Source organism: Maricaulis alexandrii, from assembly GCF_005871165.1.
GTDB lineage: Bacteria > Pseudomonadota > Alphaproteobacteria > Caulobacterales > Maricaulaceae > Maricaulis > Maricaulis alexandrii.
In genome coordinates this window covers 236,668-256,213 of record NZ_SWKP01000003.1, presented here as the reverse complement: position 1 = coordinate 256,213, position 19,546 = coordinate 236,668, and the positions used below count along the sequence as shown (strand labels likewise).

General features: G+C 63.1%; 12 protein-coding genes. All 12 read right to left on the bottom strand.

Annotation, left to right across the window (positions count from 1 at the left end):
• Positions 1–17 precede the first annotated feature (17 nt).
• Complete coding sequence (locus tag FCS99_RS01365; protein WP_138509783.1) at positions 18–836, bottom strand: type II secretion system protein GspK; 819 nt, start codon at positions 834–836, stop codon at positions 18–20.
• The gene (gene gspD / locus FCS99_RS01360) at positions 837–2,891 is read right to left on the bottom strand and encodes a type II secretion system secretin GspD (RefSeq protein WP_171036196.1); all 2,055 of its coding nucleotides are present in this window, start codon (positions 2,889–2,891) and stop codon (positions 837–839) included. It abuts the gene before it with no gap.
• A gap of 25 nt (positions 2,892–2,916) precedes the next feature.
• Complete coding sequence (locus FCS99_RS01355; RefSeq protein WP_138509779.1) at positions 2,917–3,333, bottom strand: hypothetical protein; 417 nt, start codon at positions 3,331–3,333, stop codon at positions 2,917–2,919.
• On the bottom strand, positions 3,317–3,889 hold the full coding sequence (locus tag FCS99_RS01350) for a hypothetical protein (RefSeq protein ID WP_138509777.1): 573 nt from the start codon (positions 3,887–3,889) through the stop codon (positions 3,317–3,319). Before FCS99_RS01350 ends, FCS99_RS01355 begins: the two co-directional genes overlap by 17 nt.
• Positions 3,886–4,815, bottom strand: a complete 930-nt coding sequence (locus FCS99_RS01345; RefSeq protein ID WP_138509775.1) for a hypothetical protein — start codon at positions 4,813–4,815, stop codon at positions 3,886–3,888. Before FCS99_RS01345 ends, FCS99_RS01350 begins: the two co-directional genes overlap by 4 nt.
• A 14-nt stretch (positions 4,816–4,829) precedes the next feature.
• Complete coding sequence (locus FCS99_RS01340) at positions 4,830–5,444, bottom strand: prepilin-type N-terminal cleavage/methylation domain-containing protein (RefSeq protein ID WP_138509773.1); 615 nt, start codon at positions 5,442–5,444, stop codon at positions 4,830–4,832.
• Positions 5,441–5,830: a hypothetical protein gene (locus FCS99_RS01335; RefSeq protein ID WP_138509771.1), complete on the bottom strand. Its 390-nt coding sequence runs from the start codon at positions 5,828–5,830 to the stop codon at positions 5,441–5,443. Before FCS99_RS01335 ends, FCS99_RS01340 begins: the two co-directional genes overlap by 4 nt.
• Positions 5,823–6,314, bottom strand: a complete 492-nt coding sequence (locus tag FCS99_RS01330; RefSeq protein WP_138509769.1) for a prepilin-type N-terminal cleavage/methylation domain-containing protein — start codon at positions 6,312–6,314, stop codon at positions 5,823–5,825. The genes FCS99_RS01335 and FCS99_RS01330 overlap by 8 nt, the downstream gene beginning before the upstream one ends.
• Positions 6,283–6,714, bottom strand: coding sequence for a type II secretion system major pseudopilin GspG (gene gspG, locus FCS99_RS01325; protein ID WP_233352612.1), 432 nt, complete (start codon positions 6,712–6,714; stop codon positions 6,283–6,285). The genes FCS99_RS01330 and gspG overlap by 32 nt, the downstream gene beginning before the upstream one ends.
• Position 6,715: 1 nt before the next feature.
• Positions 6,716–7,945 (bottom strand): type II secretion system F family protein, encoded by a 1,230-nt coding sequence (locus FCS99_RS01320; protein ID WP_138509765.1) that lies wholly within the window; start codon positions 7,943–7,945, stop codon positions 6,716–6,718.
• Entirely contained in the window at positions 7,942–9,543 is a 1,602-nt protein-coding gene (locus tag FCS99_RS01315; RefSeq protein ID WP_138509763.1) for a GspE/PulE family protein, read from the bottom strand. The genes FCS99_RS01320 and FCS99_RS01315 overlap by 4 nt, the downstream gene beginning before the upstream one ends.
• Positions 9,544–9,638: 95 nt before the next feature.
• Positions 9,639–19,235: an Ig-like domain-containing protein gene (locus FCS99_RS01310; RefSeq protein ID WP_138509761.1), complete on the bottom strand. Its 9,597-nt coding sequence runs from the start codon at positions 19,233–19,235 to the stop codon at positions 9,639–9,641.
• Positions 19,236–19,546 lie beyond the last annotated feature (311 nt).

Genomic DNA, 19,546 nt, shown 5'->3' with positions numbered 1-19,546 from the left:
GGAACCCGGACTGATTGTTAATGCCACGCGTCTGGTTGTGTATCCAGAGCGGTTGTGGGTGCTTGTCCACACGCGTCTGAATATGGCCGGTCCACACCAAAGCTGACCCATTCAAAGGGTCGGTCCTGTTCAGCCGCGAAAAGAGCCAGCCCCGTCATGCTTTCCGTGCGACCGCCGGGCCCGGCCATGCGTGCCCGAAACGCGGTCCGCATCCCGTCGATGGTCAGGGCCTGTGCCCCTTGCAAATCATCGAATTCCGGCAATCGCGTGCCACCGAGCGCGGTCACGAAGGGACGCACACACGCCAGACGCCGCGGCGTGACGCCGGTGACCCGGCTCAGCTCTTCAACGCTGGAAAAGGCCCGGTTCATGGTCCGGCGCTCACCGTCACCGCCTTCAAATCCAAAGGCCCGCGGCTGATCGTCGGGATCGCGCCAATCCAGAATGAGATCGGCCAGTCGCCGCGCTTCCGCCTCCGGTTCTCCCAGCCGAACCCACAGCGCGATCCAGTCTACATCATTGGCCAGATTGATATCCAGCATGTCCTGTGACGGGGACAGGTCGACGGTCACGCGCTGCCCTGCGACCGAAATCGTTCGGGGAAACTCCGACAGCGCAGTGCGTCCGATCAGGGCCGTGTCGAACGCCGCCACATCGAGCGCCGAGCGCAGGATTTCACGGGTTCGGGTATCATCCACCTCCGAACGCGCGGCCCGGACCTGGGCCTGAACGAGAACCGCAACAGCCAGGAGAATGGTCGCCAATAGCAGGCTCAGCCAGAGAACGAGGAGCAGCGCTGAACCCCGTGAGCGGGATATCCGGGCCACCCCGGACATTTACTCGAACAGGTCCTGCTGGCGGGCTTCCAGGGCTTCCAGTTCCCGGCGCAGATGCGTCAGCGCGGCCGCGGCGTCGTCATCATTGTTGATGATGCGCGGCGTCAGGAAGATCACCAATTCGCTGCGCTCACTGGACATCTGGCGATTGCGGAAGGCATTGCCCAGACCCGGAACCCGGCTGATCAGCGGAATGGCGGTTTCATTGTCGGTCCGCGTTTCCCGGATCAGGCCGCCCAGAGCGATTGTATTCGCGCTCCGCACCGCCACGGTGCTCGTGAATTCCAGCTTCTGGATGGTCGGAGAATCGATGCCGGACGTCGTCGTCGGACGCACGGACGAGACTTCCTGGTTCACATCCAGCACCACCAGGCCGCTGGCATTGATCCGCGGGGTCACTTCCAGGATGACGCCGGTTTCGCGCAGCTCGATGGACGAGACCAGCGGCGCATTCGCCTCGACCACGGATGTGGCGGTCTGGGTCACGATCGGTACTTCATCCCCGACCTGAAGATGCGCCGTCTGATTGTTCTGGACCATGATCGACGGAGCCGACAGAACCGTGACATCGGTGATTGAATTCAGCGCGCTGAGCGTCGCCTGAAAATCGGTACCGGTGAAGGCGTAGTTGAAGCCCGGATAGACCGGCGTGTTCGTGCCATTCTCATTGTCGACAAAGCTGGTCAGGGAATCACCCTCTCCGCCTTGGCTCTCGAAGAACCAGCGCACACCGAAGTCCAGACCGTCGACAAGACGCACTTCCGCAATCGTGGCCTCGATCAGGACCTGGGGCGGCATGACATCCATGCGCTCCACCAGCTCGATGATCTCGCGATACTCCTGATCGGTTGCGCGGATGATGAGGGCGTTGTTGAGCAGGTCCGGGATGATCGCCAGACGGCTCTCTTCCTCGCCCGTATCTCCGCCGGCCTCGTCATCCCCTGCAAAGCGCGGATCGGCGCCCGCACCGCTGCCCGTCGCACTGCCGGCGAAGGCCGCCGATATCTGTGAGGCCAGCGTCGCGGCGGGCGCATTGCGGGCCACATAATAGCGCAAGCGCCGCGTATCCCCGCCGGCCGGCCGGTCAAAGCGTTCCACGAAGTCGCGAACCTGGTTGAAATGTCCGCGGTCCCGGGTTGTGACGAAGAGAAGATTGAGACGCGACAGCGCAATCGTCTGGGCCGCATTGCGCGAGACGCCGAGCCCCTGGAGGACGGTATCAACCTCCGTCTTGGCCGTCTGCGCGTTGACGTAACGCAGTTCGAACATGCCGAAGACGCGATTGGTCAGGAAGGGGCGGTCGAAGGTCCGCACGGCGCTTTCAGCCGCCTGAACCTCACTGCCCGGCCCGGCCAGAACGATCACGCCGGCTTCATCCAGAGGAATGGCTTCCAACTGGTCGCTGAGGAAAGGATCGATCAAGAGCAGGATCGAGGACGGGTCGGTGTTCACGACCGGCACGATCCGGCCACCATAGCCCAACTGGCCGGACTGGTTGGGCATGTTGGGCCGGGCCGTCTCCGCCCGCGTCAGCAGATAGCCGGTTTCCCGCTCGATCAGGGCGAGGCCGGATTCCGACAGCACGGCCTCCAACGCCGACAGCGCCACAGGAACCGGAGCCGGCTCCTGAGAGGTCAGCGTGATGCGCCCACCGACCCCGTCAGACACCATGACGGTCTCTCCCAGGGCTTCCTCGATAATGGTCCGGACGGCTTCGACCACGGGGGCATCAACGAAATTGAGGCGCAGGGTCCGGCTGCCATCCGCCTGGCGGCCGCTCGTCTGGCCCAGCCGCGGCGCCGTCGATTGTTCGAAATAGACGAGCCGATCGCCCTCTTCCGCCTCTTCCATACCGGACGCGCCGTTTACATTGTCCGACGCCTGACCAACGGCGGGGCCGGTCACCTGATCCGGAGCGGGTTGCCGGGCGCTGCCCGTAGCCGGATAGCGATCGGCGTGGATCCGGCTGGCGTCCGGCAGAAGGGTCTCACATCCGGTCAGCGCCAAAGCGCCGGCCGTCATGACCAGTGAAACCATGAAACTGCGAATGGCCATTTGCGGAATCCCCGTCATTCCCTGTTCAGCGCCGCAATTCGAGCACGACCTGATCCCCGTCCTGAGCGAATACTACTCTGTCTGCAAGGATTTGCACCAATTCAAACCCGTTCAGTTCATCCCCCAGCTCCAGTGTATGGCTTTCGTCCTGGCCGGCGATGAGCGCCCATTGGGCCTCACCGGTTTCCACAAGGCCGATCAGTTCGTAATCCGCGAAGGGATCCTGTTCCGGTTCGACGACACGTTCGGGCCGGTCCCGGCGCTCCAACCGGCCAGCCAGATCTGGCACCCAGTCTCCGGCCGCGGGCGAGATGATCGCGGCTCCGGTTATCTCGACGGACGGCCCCCACCCCTGCGAGCCGCGCGGCCAGACAGCCGCCAGGACCAGGCCGCTCATTGCCAGGACAAGCGTCAGGAACAGGAGATTAAAGCGCCGGATCATCAAGACCTCCTGCACTGACCAACCGGAACTCGATGTCCAGCAAAACATGGCCGGCTGGGTTCCGTGCAATCACGTCGAACCGGGAGACTGCGAGGTCTGCATATTCCGGCGCTGACAGCAGCGTCAGCAGCGTATCCGCTGCACCTTCAAGACGCAGGAGATAGCGCGCTTCCACCCAGACCTCATCGAGCTCAACCTCTTCCAATGGGCCGGCCCGTACCAGATTTATCTCTGCAGTTTCGATCGCTTGCGTGAACGCCTCCATGCGGGCTTCGAATTCCGTTCTCGAGCGCTGTGCGTTCCGGATCGTCGCGAGCTCTTCCGCGCTGGGCTGAACCTCGTCCACCCGGTCGCGCAAGACCGCTTCTTGCGCCGCGATGCGCCCCACCAATCCGTCTTGCCGACCCTGCGCGGCGGACAGGAGTGATTGGGTCGTGACAAGTTTCGAGGCGAGCAAGACCAGGGGGAGGAGCACCAGAGCGAGCATCCCTCCGATCACAGACCAGGCCAAAGCCCGGGACGGGAGTCCAACCAAGCCGGCGAGGCGAAGTCTCATGGCTGCGCCCCCTCGATCGGGACACGGCGACTGCCCGTTTCCAGACGATCACCCTCGCCCCGGCTTATCACCAGATCGAGCTGCCCTGTCCCATCCAGTCTGATGCGCTGCAATCGATCACTTCCGGCGAGCTCCTCGGGAAGTCCGGACAGGGTCTGCAGGATTTCGCCGAGATAGACGGGCCGCCCATCGATTGCTCGCCGGGCTTCCACCGCATCCAGCTCTGCAGCCCGGTCGCGCAGGTTGCGCACCGCCAGAACCTGTTGCGCCTGGACTTCCGCTTCCGAATCCGCATGGTCCTGCCAGCGATCTTGCCAGGCCAACAAGGCGATTATGGTCAGGACATAAATCGCCAGGGGTTTGAGCCAGTTGGCCAGCCCGCTCATGCCGTGCCGCGCCAGGACAAAACGACTACGCCCCTCCAGCGAAAGGGCACCGGCGATCTCCAAGCCCGTCCGATCCGGTTGCTGCGCCGCCAATTCTCCGAGCTGCGCGGCCCGCACGACGGCAATGTCCACGGACAGGCGGCCATCCTGTACTTCGCTGTCGGCCTCGTAGGCGAAACACCCCTGCGCTTCGGCCAGCGGCATGAAACGGTCCTGACGCAGCTCCAGCGCTGTGCGCCCCCGGCGGGCGACCATTGGTGACAGCAAGACGCGGGTGCGGAATTGCTGGGTGTCGGGCAGAACCAGGACATGACGGGGCTGTGCCCGGCAGGCGTCATTGTTGGCAGGCACGAGACGGGTCTCGCCAAGCCAGGACGTCTGGCGAATGCCGACAGGCTCAAGCGAGGCGTCGTCCGTCACGCGGAACACACCGGCCTGGTCATGCCAGCCCAGCACGCGGAGCGGCTGAGGCAAGGTCGGTCGGATGCGGCCCAGCGACCAGCGCCAGACGTCGCCTGCCGCCTCAAACAGTCCGGACAAATCGCTCTGCCAGCTCAATAATCCGCCCCCAAACATATCCCCTGACCGGAATCATACTCACAGTCGATAGGGGCCTGGCCCCCGACCAGTGTTTCAATCCTGCGTACCTGCCCGTCCTCATCCGTCATGTCCAGAACGAGCAGGCGCGGCATCCAGCTTTTATCCCAGCGCTCCGACCAGACCGGCGCGGCGCCATCCTCCGGATCGCCATAATAGTGAAAACGCCATTGCGAACTGGAAAGCGGAAAGGTCGAGCTGTGAGCGGGACCGCCGGGCAAGGGCGACAATGAGACCCGGACGCCCTCTGCCTCCAGGCTCAGGGAAACCTGGAACAGACGTTCATTGCCATCAGGCCGGGCGAGAAAGCTTACTGACCCCGCATCGCCGGAAAAACGACTGCCCTCGAGCCCTTCCGGCGCAGACTGCGCCTGCCAGAGGAGTTCACGCATGACCCGTTCAAGACCTGCATGGTCAGCGCGGCGCTCGGCCATCTCCTGGCTGCGGTTTTCGACCTGGCTTGCGATCCGGACCACGGGCAGCATCAGGGCCACGACCGTCGCGAGAATGGCGCTGGCCATCAGGACTTCCAGCAGGGTGAAACCAGCTTCCTTGTCCGCGGGCGGGGTCATGGCTGGCCTCCGCTTTCCTGCAGGTGCGATCCGGCTTCCAGATAGACGAAGTCGAGCTGGTAATGGACGCCCAAAGCATGACGCCGGATCAGGCGCGCCTGTGTCAGAACAGCGCCGGTTTCCGGGTCAACGGGGCGGTCATAGGGCGACAGGTCGATCTGCCAGTCCGGATAGGCGTCCGATATCTGGCTTACGCGCATTCCGGCCCGCAGCCGCGCGGCAATATTGCGGGCTTCAAAAGCATCCTGGCGCGCCAGATCGGCTCGGTTGCCGCCGCGGGTCGAGAGGCCCAACCCGCCCATCGCCGCCACGATGACGGCGGCGGCAATCGCCCCGGCCACCAGGACTTCAGTCAGGGCATATCCGCCCTCGCCGCGCCTATTCATGCCGGATTTCGCCACTGACCGGGTCCAGGGCCAGCAGCGCCTCTTCATCGCCCCGCACCAGGCGGAGCCGGAATTGCGAGAGCGGGATGGCCTGGTGCGGAATCCGGGCCGATGAGCGGGCCACCCAGGCGGTCCCGGACCCAATAACCAATTCGGCGCGCAGACCGCTTGGCCAACGCCCATCCTCGACCGTCCGGCCGGCCCCCACAATCCGATACCCGCCGTCCACCAGATCAAGACGGAAGTCCGTGCCGCCACGCACGGCGGAGGCTCGCGCCTGGCGCAGATCGCCGACCAGTTCGGCCGAGACGCGATCAAGGACATCGCCCTGCACGGACCGGATCACGGCCATGCCGGTAAAGCTCGCCAGCACGCCCATGATGGTCAGCACGACCAGGAGTTCGAACAGGGAAAAACCGCTGGATGCAGGATCGGGTACGTCCCCGCCCCGACTAGCTGCGGGAGAGATCACGGTCTTCGCCATCACCCCCCTCTTCCCCGTCACGGCCAAGCGTTGTCAGCGTGAATCGCTCGGTTTCCGCATCAAGCGCATAGCCATAGGGGCGGTCCCAGGGATCCATCAGGCCGGATGCATTGCTGAAATACGGACCCTGCCAGGCCGGGCTGTCGGCGGGCGGCTCGACCAGCGCCTGCAATCCTTCTTCCTGGGCATCCGGATAGCGGCCCATATCAAGATAATAAAGTTCCAGCGAGGTCGCGATCGAAGCCATCTGGGCCTCTGCGACATCCACCTTGGAGCGGCCGACATAGCTGATCACCCGCGGCGCAACGAAGGCAGCCAACAGCGCGATCAGGACCATTACGACCAGGATTTCAAACAGGGTGATCCCGGCGTCCCGCGCCTGTGTGTCATCGGTTTTCATGTCAGTAAATCGCTTCATTGAGACTGAGCACCCCGAGAATGACGGAGACCAGGACCCCGCCAATACACAGGGCCAGTATGATGATCATTGCCGGGCCGATCAATTCCACCAGCGCTTTCAGCCGGTTCCGAACTTCCCGGTCATACAGAGCCGCAGCCCGCAGCAGCATCGTATCCAGATGACCACTCTTTTCGCCCAGCGCGACCAAGCGCAGGGCGTCTTCGGGCAAAGCCTGGCAGGTCTCCAGTGCCCGCGAAAACACCGATCCAGCCCTCACCTGTTCCGCGGCGCGGGCATGACGACGGCGCAAACCCGGCGAGGAAATGGCTTCCCTCGCCACAGCCTCAGCCCGGGCCAGCGGCCGGCCGGAGGACAAAAGCAGCCCAAGGGCTTGGCAATAACGGACAGTATCGACCCGCAGGCGAATCCAGCCCAGCACCGGCAGCTGCGCCATCAATCGGTCAGCCTGGTCCGGCATGGCGCGCGCGGCCGTCTGGACCAGAACCGCCAGCCCGACGATGGCGACGGGCAGCCAGATACCCCAGATGCGCAGGAAGGCACCGGCCTCGATGACAAACTGCGTCAGCGCTGGTGGTGGAGTGGCCGCATTGTCGAAGACGTTCTCGAAGGTCGGCAGGATGAAATGGGCCATGAAGAGGAGCGTGCCCATGAAGACCACGACCAGAATGCCCGGATAGACCATTTGCGCGGTCATCTCATTGCGCAATTCAAGGTCCCGCTCCAATTGATCAGCGAGGTCCGTGTAGTTTCGCGCCAGCAGGCCTGATTCCTCGCCCGCTTCGGCGAGTGCATAGAGGGCTCTGGGCAGGCCAGCTGGATCCTCCCGGACGGCGGAGCTGAGACTGTCGCCTCGACGCACGCGGGCTTCCAACCGCGCAATCACACCTTTCAGGGCCGGTCGCTTTTCGCGCTCTCCCAGACTGGCCAGGACATCCTTGAGCGGGAGTTCCGCAGCGGCCAGATCGGCAATGCCCCGGACCAGATCGACAGTTTCCCTCAAGGACAGGCTTTGACGGCGCGACCGAAGCTGGAACAGTCTGGACGATTTGACGATCTGGAGGTCGACCGGCGTCGCGCCGAGCGCGTGCACTTGCCGGATCGCATCTGCGCGATCCAGGGCTGCCAGTTCACCGCGCACGATCCGTCCATCGTCCTCCTCAGCGGTGTAGCGCCAAATCCGGCTCTGGGTGGCGTCGCTTGCGCCGTTCATGACGCGGTCCAACCCACCGTGCGCCGGACTTCGGCCTCGGTCGTGTCACCGGACGTGATCCGGTCCTGCCCTTCCAGCAGCATGGGACGATATCCCTGCCCGATCAGGCTCTCCCGGAAATCGGCTTCGTTCAAACCGGTCTGGATGGATTTGCGGACGGCATCCTCCACCGCAAAGCCTTCGGCAATGGCCAGGCGCCCCTGATAACCTTCGCCGCCACAGCTTTCGCAACCCTGTCCGCCGCAATTCCGGCAAAGCCGACGCACCAGGCGCTGGGCAAAAACCGCCGAAAGGGTCGAGGCGACCAGATAGTCCTCAATGCCCATATCCATCAGGCGAACCACGGCGGACGGCGCGTCATTGGTGTGGATGGTCGACAGGACCAAATGCCCGGTCATCGCAGCCTGGATGGCCGTTCGCGCGGTCTCGGCATCCCGGATTTCGCCAACCATCACCACATCCGGGTCATGGCGCAGGAAAGACCGCAAGGCGCTGGCAAACGTCACACCAATGGCGGGATTGGTCTGGGATTGGGCAATGCCGGGCAGCCGGTATTCGATCGGGTCCTCGATGGTCAGGATTTTCCGGTGCCCGTCCGCCAGTTGGCGCAGGAAGGCGTAAAGGGTCGTGGTCTTGCCGCTCCCGGTCGGCCCCGTGACCAGGACAAGTCCATGCGGTTTGGCAATCGCGGTTCGGGCCACGCCCAGGACCTGCTCGGGAAAGCCCAGATGATCGAGGTCGCGCAAGCTGGCATCCGGGTCCAGCAGGCGCACGACCAGACTTTCGCCATGCTGTGACGGAATGACGGAGACGCGCAGATCCACGCTGCGGCCCGCCACAGGGATCGAGATCCGGCCATCCTGCGGCCGTCGCCGTTCGGAGATATCGAGATCGGCGAGAACTTTCACCCGGGAAATGAAGGCCAAGGCCTGTGGCAGGGCAAGTCGTTCGCGCGGTTTCAGCACGCCGTCGATCCGCAAGCGGACTTCGGCATCCCGGCTGCCCGGTTCGATATGGATGTCCGACGCGCCCGCTTCCACGGCGCTGGTTATGGTGGAATTGACCAGACGGATGATGGGTTCGGCACTGGCGATGTCCCGCAAACGGTCGGTATCGGCGGAGACGTCGATCTTTCCTGTCGCCGACGCAGCGGACGCCTTGCCGGCCTGCTCCCCCAGAGCCTGATCGAGGAGTTGGGCGAAGCGGCTTGCCGTGACGATGACGGGGTGGACTTCAGCCTCAAGAGCGAAGGCGACACCCGACAGGCCCTCCGTGCGAGCGGGGTCGACCACGGCCACTCGAATGCCGTGCTCATCCCTCGCCACCGGCAGGACCCGTTCCCGGCGGATGAAGTCGGCATTCAAGACATCGGGTAGGTGTTCAAACCCGTCACCGAGACCTCCGGTCCAAAGATCCAGGCCTTGCGTTCGGGCAAAGCGCTCCGCCAGGGCGGTTTCGGAAATCAGCCCCAGCTGGGTGAGGATGTGATCCAGGGGCTCGCGGGTCCGGCGCAGGACCTCGGCGGCATGACCGGCATCCGCCGGTGACAGGACACCGTCGCTTTCCAGATCGTGAAGGCGAGCCAGATCATTGGGCATGGAAGCAATCTAACCGAGTTCGCGGAATGTGCACGCCCGGCCTGACGATGAAACGGGCCGGTGTGCAGTGACACCGGCCCGTCTGTTTATCGTCTTCAGTGCAGGCTCAGTGGCAGGCGGACCCGGATCATGGCGCTGTTCGCTTCGAACTCGCCCTCACCCAGACCCAGAATTGAGACTTCACCGGAGATCAGTCCGCCATTGCCCAGTTCGGCATTGATGCCGAGACGGGCATCGCCGCGCATGAAGCCCAGCGACTGCAGCTGGCCACTCAGATTGAACACGTCAGCATCATCATAGTCATAGACCACGTTGAGGTGGACATAGGGCTCGATGTAAGCCCCGCCCTCGCGTTCGAACCGGTAAGCGATTTCCGGCCCCACATTCAGGCGCCCGATCGTGAGATCCTGGCTCGGAATGTAGATGCCCAGCGTATCCGTGTAGGCGTCCTGGGTTTCGGAGAAATAGGCCAAGCCGATCTCCGGGGAGATACGCCAATTGCCGCGGGTGATATCGCCGATCAAATGGGCTTCCAGCAGCCAGCGGTCGGTCTCGAACGCATCGGTGTAGAGCCCGATCGGGTTCACCGTATTGTCCGATCGGCCCCAAGCGGCACGGGCATCGAAATAGGCGGCCTCTCCCAGACGGGCGACCATGTAGGGCCCGACCATCCAGCCATCACCCTCGACGCGGCTGCGCCATTCGCCGGTTGTGGTGGCGGCATGGTCGAACTGGACCAGCACACCAACCAGCATGTTCTCAGACGCCATGGCATCGACGCCGAGATAGTAGAGGCCGAAATCGGTATCCGAATTCAGTCCGGCGCGATTGTCATTGATGCTGGAGAAACTGGCCTGCATCCAGACGTCAAGGCTCTGCAGACCGGTCTGACCGGCCAACGAGAAGCGATCATGCCCCGGCGTCTGTGGCGCATTGGCTTCCGCGGCCTGGCGGATCGCGCTCAGGCTGGTGGACAGATCCGCATTGAAGCGGCCGTCGCGGAAGTCGGCGGCAAAGCGCGTCGGAGTGGCGCCAGCCCGGTCGCCCCGCATGCGGCTGGAAACGTCCGGACCATTGGTCAGGATCAGATCCGCCCGGGCGGCCATGAAGGACCGGATCGCGGACAGGGTGATCGCCCGGATGAACTCCTCATTGCGGCGGTTGGCAAAGGTACAGGTGATGTCTTCCTCGGCATCGAGGTCGATCGTCACGGTTCCCGTATCCAGGTCCACGACCGAACCGCCATCCGTGTCGCCGACACAGCTGATGGAGGCCAGGTCCCAGCCTTCCGACGCGAGCTGGGTGAGGTCATAGCTGCCCCGCTCGATCGTCAACGTGCTGGAAGACGCGGTGCCGCCCGAGGTGGCCAGGCTCAGCCCGTCCAGACCGTCCAGCGTGGACGTGTAATTGAACTGGCCGTCACCGGCTTCCATCGGGGCCGTGGTCGCCACAATCGTCAGATTGCCCTCACGCGGCTCCAGCGTCACGGTCACCGGAATGTTGATCGTCGAAAGGGTCGGCGCGCTGGCATAATCCTTGTTCGGCACGCCACCGGATGTCTCCGTGATGGTGATCGTCGCCGTATAGGTGCCCGGCTCCAGATCCAGCACCGCATCGGTGAACTCGATCGTGAACTCCAGCGAACCTTCTGCCGGAATCGACCCCGAAGTCGGGTCGATCAGCAGCCAGTCGACATCCGTCGTGGCCGTGAAGAAGAAGTCTTCGCCACCGACATTGTCGAGGCTGAACGCCACGGTTTCGGTCGTCGGATCATCCGTACCGACCGGCAGCTCGATCTCGACCTCCGGAATGGTGGTCTCGTCAATGTCCGGATCAGCGAGCGTCTGGAAGTCACAGCTGACCGCATCCGTCGGCCCGAGCGTCACCGCAACGCTGCCTGAGGCGACATCGATGCTGGTCGTGCCACCCGTGCAGACAATGTCCTGCAGAGTGAACCCTTCCAGCTCCGCCACGGCAAAGCTGTAACTGCCTTCCGACAGGTCATCGAAGAATTCGGAACCGGTCTGGGCGGAGGTATCCACCGTGAAAGCCCCGAGATCACCGGTGAAGGCAAAGCTGCCATCAATGGCACCATCAATGGTCTCGACAACCTCGATGGAACCCCGCCGCATCTCGACCGAGAAGACATCGGTGAAGGTGGCATCCGGTGAGGTATTGCCGGCGGCGTCAACCGCGCCACTGACCGTCACATCAACATCGCTGGCCCCGACACCTTCATCGCTGACCGTGAAGGTCGCCGTGAAAGTGGTGTCGCCGTTGGACCAGGCACCGGAATCGAAGGTCAGCGTGTCGGCAATGCCGGGATCAAAGCTGAATTCCGGCGTTTCGGCCGTATCCATGGCTTCCGAGAAGCCGATGGCGATCGTGACACTGGTGCCCACATCGGTCAGACGCAGATCCAGGTCCGACATGTTCAGCGTGTTGGCAGTCGGAGCGCTGATATCGGCGTCCACGCTGAACTGCGTGGCAACCGCATTGCCATTGCCGGCTGCGTCCGTGGCGACATCGCCCGCCACATCGACCGTGACCGCACCATCGGCGGCCGGGGTGATCGTGGCCGTGTAGGTGTCACCGGAGCCGGCCAGGTCGGACGCTGCGCCATTGCCCACCGTGATATCGGCCAGGGCAAAGCCCGTCACATCTTCGGAGAAGGTGAACGTGGCCGTGAAAGCGCCCGTCTGGACATCGCTCGGACCGGTGATCGCGACGGTCGGTGCGGTCAGGTCCGCATCCACCGAGAACTGGGTCGCCACCGTATTGCCATTGCCGGCCGCGTCGGCGGCGACATCAGCCGCCACATCCACGGTCACAGCGCCATCCGAAGAGGGTGTGATGGTGGCCGTATAGGTGTCACCAGAGCCCGCGAAGGCCGAGGCCGCACCATTGCCAACCGAAATATCGGCCAGGGCAAATCCGGTCACATCCTCGGAGAAAGTGAAGGTCGCCGTGAAGGCGAAATTCAGCGCCGCTGTCGGGCCGGAAATGGTGACGTCCGGCGCGGTGACATCGGCATCAACCGAGAACTGGGTCGCTGCCGTATTGCCATTGCCCGCATCATCGATCGCCGCATCCGCCGCCACATCGACCGTCACCGTACCATCCGCCGCCGGCGTGATGGTCGCCGTATACGTGTCACCCGAGCCGGCGAGCGAAGACGCCGAACCATTGCCGACTGAAATGTCCGCGACGGCAAAGCCTGTCACATCCTCGGAGAAGGTGAAGGTGGCCGTGAAGGCTCCGGTTTGTGTCGCCGACGGCCCCGTGATGGTCAGGGTCGGTGCGGTCACATCGGTTTCGACGGAGAACTGGGTCGCCGCCGTATTGCCATTCCCGGCCGCATCACTGGCCGCATCGGCCGCGACATCAACCGTGACCGTTCCGTCCGCGGACGGCGTGATGGTGGCGGTATAGGTATCGCCCGAACCGGCCAGCGAAGACGCAGAACCATTGCCCACGGTGATATTCGCCAGCGCGAAGCCTGTCACATCCTCGGAGAAAGTGAAGGTGGCCGTGAAAGCACCCGTCTGCGTCGCAGAGGGACCGGTGATCGCCAGGGTCGGTGCCGTGACATCGGCTTCGACCGAGTACTGGACCGCAGCCGTGTTGAGATTGCCTGCTGCATCAGACGCCACATCAGCGGCGACATCCACGGTCACCGTGCCATCGGCAGCCGGCGTGATCGTCGCGGTGTAGGTGTCACCCGAACCCGACAGGGACGACGCGGAGCCATTCCCCACCGTGATATTGGCCAGGGCAAAACCCGTAACATCTTCTGAGAAGGTGAAAGTGGCCGTGAAGGCACCGGTCTGCGCCGCAGACGGCCCCGTGATCGTCAGGGTCGGGGCGGAAATGTCCGCCTCGACCGAAAACTGGGTGGCAGCCGTATTGCCATTGCCCGCCGCATCCGACGCCGCATCGGCCGCAACATCCACGGTCACCGTGCCATCGGCAGCCGGCGTGATCGTGGCGGTGTAGGTGTCACCCGAACCGGCCAGAGACGACGCGGAGCCATTCCCCACTGTGATGTTTCCGAGGGCAAAACCCGTCACGTCTTCTGAGAAGGTGAAAGTGGCCGTGAAGGCACCGGTTTGCGTCGCGGACGGACCGGTGATGGCCAGGGTCGGTGCGGTGACGTCAGCCCCGACAGAGAATTGCGTCGCCGCCGTATTGCCATTGCCCGCCGCGTCCGTGGCCGCATCGGCCGCGACATCCACGGTCACCGTGCCGTCCGCGGACGGTGTGATGGTGGCGGTATACGTATCGCCCGAACCGGCCAGCGAAGACGCCGAACCATTGCCGACCGAGATATTGCCCAAGGCAAAACCCGTCACATCTTCGGAGAAGGTGAAGGTGGCCGTGAAGGCGCCGGTCTGTGTGGCCGACGGTCCGGTGATGGCCACGGTCGGCACTGTGACATCGGCCTCGACGGAGAACTGGGACGCGGCCGTATTGCCGTTATTGCCGGAATCCACCGCAGCATCGGCCGCGACATCCACGGTCACCGTACCATCGGCTGACGGTGTGATCGTCGCCGTATAGGTATCGCCGGAGCCGGACAGGCCTGAGACGGAACCATTGCCCACCGTGATATTGCCCACGGCAAAGCCGGTGACAGCCTCGGAGAAGGTGAAGGTCGCCGTAAAGGCGCCGGTCTGAGTGGCAGAGGGACCACTGATGATCAGCGTCGGTGCAGTGAGGTCGGCTTCGACCGAGTATTGCGTTGCCGCCGTGTTGCCGTTTCCGGCCACATCCGTGGCGACATCCGCCGCCACATCCACGGTGACTGTACCCGTCGCGCTCGGCGTGATCGTGACGCTATAGCTGTCACCGGATCCCGAGAAGACCGAGGCGGCACCATTGCCCACCGTGACATTGGTCAAGTCGAAACCGGTCACATCTTCGGAGAAGTCGAAATCGACCGTGAAGGTTCCGTTCTGGACATCGGTCGGGCCGGAAATGGTCGTTGTCGGTGCCGTCAGATCGGCCGTTACGGAGAACTGGCTGGCCGCCGTGTTGTCATTCCCCGCAGCGTCCGTTGCCACGCCAGCGGCGACATCCAGGGTCACCGGGCCATCGCCCGACGGCGTCACGGTGACGGTATAGGTGTCACCGGAACCGGAGAAGCCGGTCAGGCCGGAATTGCTCGACACGACTTCACCAATGGCGAATCCCGTCACAGCTTCCGAGAAGGTGATGGTCGCCGTGAAGGCCCCGTTCTGGGGAGTTGTCGGACCGGAAATTGTCGCGGTCGGAGCCGTCACATCAGCCTCGACGGAGAATTGCGTCGCCGCCGTATTGCCGTTTCCGGACCCGTCTGTCGCCACGTCCGCCGCAACATCGAGCGTCACACTGCCATCCGCCGAGGGCGTGACGGTCACGGTGTAGACTTGGGCGGTGACGGTCGAGAAATTCGTCAGGGTCGCATTGCCGGCGGAAATGTCGCCGATCGCGAAACCGCTCACATCCTCGGAGAAGGTCACGGTCGCCGTGAAAGCGCCGGTCTGTGTTGCGGACGGACCTGTTATGGCGACGGTCGGAACCGTTACATCCGCTTCCACAGAGAATTGCGAAGCGGCCGTATTGCCATTGCCCGCACCGTCGGTCGCGACATCGGCTGCCACGTCAACCGTCACCGTTCCGTCCGCGGACGGCGTAATGGTCGCCGTGTAGGTGTCGCCCGAACCGGCCAGAGAAGACGCCGAGCCATTTCCGACCGAGATATTGCCCAGTGCAAAGCCGGTGACGTCTTCAGAGAAGGTGAAGGTCGCCGTGAACGCACCATTCTGCGACGCGCTCGGCCCGGTGATTGTGACGGTCGGCGCCGTCTGATCCAGGCTCGCCGTGTCCGTTTCCGGACCGGTGGAATTGGTCGAGGCATCTTCCAGGGTCACGGACAGGGTCAATGTGCCATCGCCCAGACCCGACACATCAATGCCACTGATCGTCTGACCGGCACTTGAAATCGTACCGGTGTCGGTGACGGCGGTACCGCCGCCTGAGCTGGAGATCGAGTAGTCGTAAGTCGTACCGACTTCAGCACCGGAGAAGGTGAAGCTCGTCGAACTGGCCTCGGCGCTCCCGATCGGATCATCATCAAACGCGACCGTGAAGGCCGCCGGAGCCGTAACGTCCAGCCCCTCGCCTTCCACCGCAAAGGTGAAGGGGGCCTCATCCAGATCATCATTGGCGATAGAGATCGTCGCCGTGCGCGATCCCGTGCCGCTCGGGTCAAAGGTGATTTCGAATGTCGTCGTCCCGCCGGAGGCCGCAACCGTGGTCGCGGGCTGCGCGGTCACCGTGAAATCGGCGGCATTGGTTCCGCTGACACTGACCGCGTCACTCCCGAGGGTCATCAACCCGTCACCGCTATTGGTGATCGTGAAGGTCTGCGCTTCGGAGCCTGAATCCTCGTCATAGCTGCCGAACAGGGTGCCATCCGTCGCCACCGGAGTCGTATCACCGTCCGGGATGTCATTCCCTTCGCCGGTCACCGCGATTTCCGGTGCCGTGGCAAAGCCCGTCACCGCGAATTCATAGCGTTGCTCGTCGGGGTCGTCCGTGCCGAATGCGATCGTCGTGGCCGCCACGGTCCCGGTGGAACTGGGCGTATAGGACACGACGAAGCTGGACGTCGTTCCGGCCGCAATACTGGTGCTCGGCTGGCTGGTGATCGAGAAATCGGAGGAACCGAACACATCCACGGTCGTCGACCCGACACTCTGGCCGGACACTTCGATGGGTGCCGGCGACAGGGTCAGTGTGGTGGTGCCGGAATTCTGGATGATGAAAGTCTGCGTGACCGTATCTCCGACATTCAGCGAACCGAAATCGGTGCCATCGGCGGATGCCGGAACCGTGTCCCCATCCGCGATATCGATGCTGTTGCCGGTCAGGTTGACTTCAACACCGCCCGTGCCTGTCGCCGCGATGGCGAAATTGTACGGATTTTCATCGGCGTCATCGCTGGCCACATTCACCGTGGCCGCCCGCGCGCCCACCGTCGTGGGGGTATAAGTGATGGAAAAAGTGGTCGTCGCCGACGGTGCCAGCGTGGTCGCCGGCTGACTGGTCACGGCGAATTGGCTTTCCGTCTGGTCGAGACTGACGGCATTGGCGCCCAGGGTCAGCGTGCCGTCACCGTCATTGGTGATGGTGAAGGTGCGGACCTGGCTGGAACCCAGATCAATCGACCCGAAATCCGTGTGGTCGGTGGTCGTGGCCGTCACATCGCCGTCGGCAATGTCGATTGAATTGCCGGAAATGGTGATTTCCGGTCCCGCCGCGCCGGTCCCGCGAATGACAAAGGTGTACGGGTCCTCGTCCGCATCATCCGACGCGATGGAGACCGTCGCATTGTGTTCCGCACTGGTTGACGGGTCGTAGGAGATCTGGAGGTCGAACGTGGCTCCCGGTGCCAGGGTCGACGGTTGGCTGACCACGGTGAATTCGGATGCATCCGTTCCGCTCAGCGTGATCGGGGTTCCGCCCGTGAAAGTCAGCGTGCCGGTTCCGGAATTGGTGATGACGAAAGTCCGGACTTTCGTACTGCCCGACGTCCCGACACTCCCGAAATTCGTGCCGTTATTCAGATCCGGCACAGTCGTGCCATCGGCTATGGCGACTCCCAGACCCGTCACATCGATTTCCGGCGTCGCGGCGACCGCCGTCAAGCTGATCGTGTTGGATAGCGGGTTGCCGTTCGAACCGTCATCGACCACCGAGTCCCCCGGCAGGAAAATCGACAGGGCCCCCGTCGCCTGGGGCGTGGCGTCGAACGTGTACGCAAACTCTCCCGCCACCGGGGCCAAATTGCTCAGCACCACATTGGCGACGCTGAAATCGCTGAGATCGAGGCCGGTTACGGCTTTGGAGAAACGCAGCGTGACTTCAAAAGCCTCACCCACTCCCGGCGAGGTCGCGTCCGTGCTCAGCGTGTTGGTCAGCGCCACGACGTTGACCTGGAAGCTGTCGGACGCCCCGCCTTCGGTAAACGCCGCCGCGCCGCCGCCATCATCAGCAAAGCCCGCCAAATCACTTGTTGTGCTGGTAACGGTGCCGCCGGAGGCCCCGCTCGGGACTGTCAGCGTCACCGAGAAGGTGCAGCTTTCCCCATCGGCCAGATTGCCGCCCGTCAGGGTCAAGGTGCTGGTTCCCGACAGGGACGAGCCGGTGCCGCAAGGGGCTGACGGCAGATCACCGGTGATGGCGAGGCCGGACAGGGCTGCGTCAAAATCGTCCGTGAAAGTGGCCGAGCTCAGATCCGAGCCCTCAGCCGGGACGATCTGGTATTCCACATCAATCGTGGAGCCCGGGGAAACAGAGGCCTCGGAGAAGGTCTTGCTGAATACCAGCGGCGCGCCGCCGCCCTCCGTGCCCGGCACCTGCAGGGTTGCGCCGACAGCCGAGCCGGTGACGGGGTTGCCGTCCAGCGAATAACTCCAGGAGTTGAATCCGAAATTGTAATTCCCGCTGGCCGCCCCACCGGGGACTGTCGCATCAACATCAAACGTACAGGATGCACCGGCCGCCAAGGCCATTCCCGTGACGGTAAGTGTTCCATTGCTGTTGGTCAGCACGGCACCCGATCCCGTTCCACAAGGCTCGGCGGGCGTCGAAGCCAGACTCATCGTCAATCCGGAGAGAGTATCGCTGGCAGTCATGCTGAGGGCGCCTGACGACAGGGACGCCGACAGATTGTCATTCGTGACTGTGAATCTGAATGAGAAACCATCACCGGCATCAACCGGATTGGTCAGAACCTGCAACGTCATCGATGCGAGAGTCAGGATTTCGACCGACGCGCTGTCCGTATCCGTGTTGGCGTTGCCCGCAAGGTCGTCGGCCACACCCGCCGGGACATCAATGGTCACGGTGCCGGGGCCCGACGGCGTAATGGTGACATTGAAATTGGCCGCATCACTGCCGCCCGCTTCACCGACCACCGGATCAAAACTGGTCACGGCCCCGTTGGTCACAGAAATATCGCCGGACACGAAATTCTGGACGGTCTCACCCCACTGAATGGAGATATCGAACGGCTCATCGGGAAGATCGCTACCCGGTGTATAGATCACCGGCGTCGGCCCAACCGTGTCGGCCACGACCGTAAAACTGGCATCATTCAGGGCCTGGCTGTGCGGGGTTTCCACCATGCTGCCATCGATCGCGGTGGCCGTCGCATCAGACACGTCAACCGTATAGGTGCCGGTCGCGATATCGTCTGGCAGCGTAAAGGTGAAAGTCGCAAAACAGCCAAAGCCCTGATTGTTGATGTTGAACGGCGCCAGATTGTAGACGTCAATCTCTGGCCCAGGCTGCTCTGAAAAACCGCGCGTCGCATCTGTGCAGTAAGGGCTGAAGGTGACCGTATCGACAGTGATACCACTATCCGCCGTCGAAAAATCCACGGAATAGGCGATGTCCGCGAAACTATAGGTGGCGTCCGAATCCCAGATATTCACCGAGAGGCTGAGCTGATCACCCGCCAGCAGCTGCCCTCCGTCGACGTCTGAGATCGCCGACGTTGTTGAAAACGACTGGGCAAAGCCTTGACCAGTTGTCGCTGCGGCCAGCCCCGAGCCCAGCACAAGGGCCGGCAGAAGCGTCTTGCTAACATGGGTCAGCAGGTTTGCGGCACCGCTCACGAGCGACGAAATCTTCAAGACGTTCATTATTCCCCCCAGGGCGCCCGAATGAGCACCCAGATCAGCCAGTCATCCAGTCTCGCAACGGCGGATGCCCACACCCCGTTCGAATCGAATTCATCCCAGAATTCGGTTTCAGATCAGACACTACATGCAATTGCGTTCCCGAAGAAGCATCGATTTACGCATACTTAACGTTTTCACCAGTTTGCTGCACCGCACAATGACGATTTATTGTCAGACAAATAGACGCCTTAGCGCTTGGCATCATGCTTCCCGCGATTCGCGCTCTGAGATATAGTCTCACAGTTTCAAGCCATTAGGCTTACCCCTTCATG

Coding starts and splice junctions, on each gene's coding strand:
- FCS99_RS01365 (WP_138509783.1), bottom strand. CDS start 836: ATGTCCGGGGTGGCCCGGATATCCCGCTCACGGGGTTCAGCGCTGCTC.
- gspD (WP_171036196.1), bottom strand. CDS start 2,891: ATGGCCATTCGCAGTTTCATGGTTTCACTGGTCATGACGGCCGGCGCT.
- FCS99_RS01355 (WP_138509779.1), bottom strand. CDS start 3,333: ATGATCCGGCGCTTTAATCTCCTGTTCCTGACGCTTGTCCTGGCAATG.
- FCS99_RS01350 (WP_138509777.1), bottom strand. CDS start 3,889: ATGAGACTTCGCCTCGCCGGCTTGGTTGGACTCCCGTCCCGGGCTTTG.
- FCS99_RS01340 (WP_138509773.1), bottom strand. CDS start 5,444: ATGACCCCGCCCGCGGACAAGGAAGCTGGTTTCACCCTGCTGGAAGTC.
- FCS99_RS01335 (WP_138509771.1), bottom strand. CDS start 5,830: ATGAATAGGCGCGGCGAGGGCGGATATGCCCTGACTGAAGTCCTGGTG.
- FCS99_RS01330 (WP_138509769.1), bottom strand. CDS start 6,314: ATGGCGAAGACCGTGATCTCTCCCGCAGCTAGTCGGGGCGGGGACGTA.
- gspG (WP_233352612.1), bottom strand. CDS start 6,714: ATGAAAACCGATGACACACAGGCGCGGGACGCCGGGATCACCCTGTTT.
- FCS99_RS01320 (WP_138509765.1), bottom strand. CDS start 7,945: ATGAACGGCGCAAGCGACGCCACCCAGAGCCGGATTTGGCGCTACACC.
- FCS99_RS01315 (WP_138509763.1), bottom strand. CDS start 9,543: ATGCCCAATGATCTGGCTCGCCTTCACGATCTGGAAAGCGACGGTGTC.
- FCS99_RS01310 (WP_138509761.1), bottom strand. CDS start 19,235: ATGAACGTCTTGAAGATTTCGTCGCTCGTGAGCGGTGCCGCAAACCTG.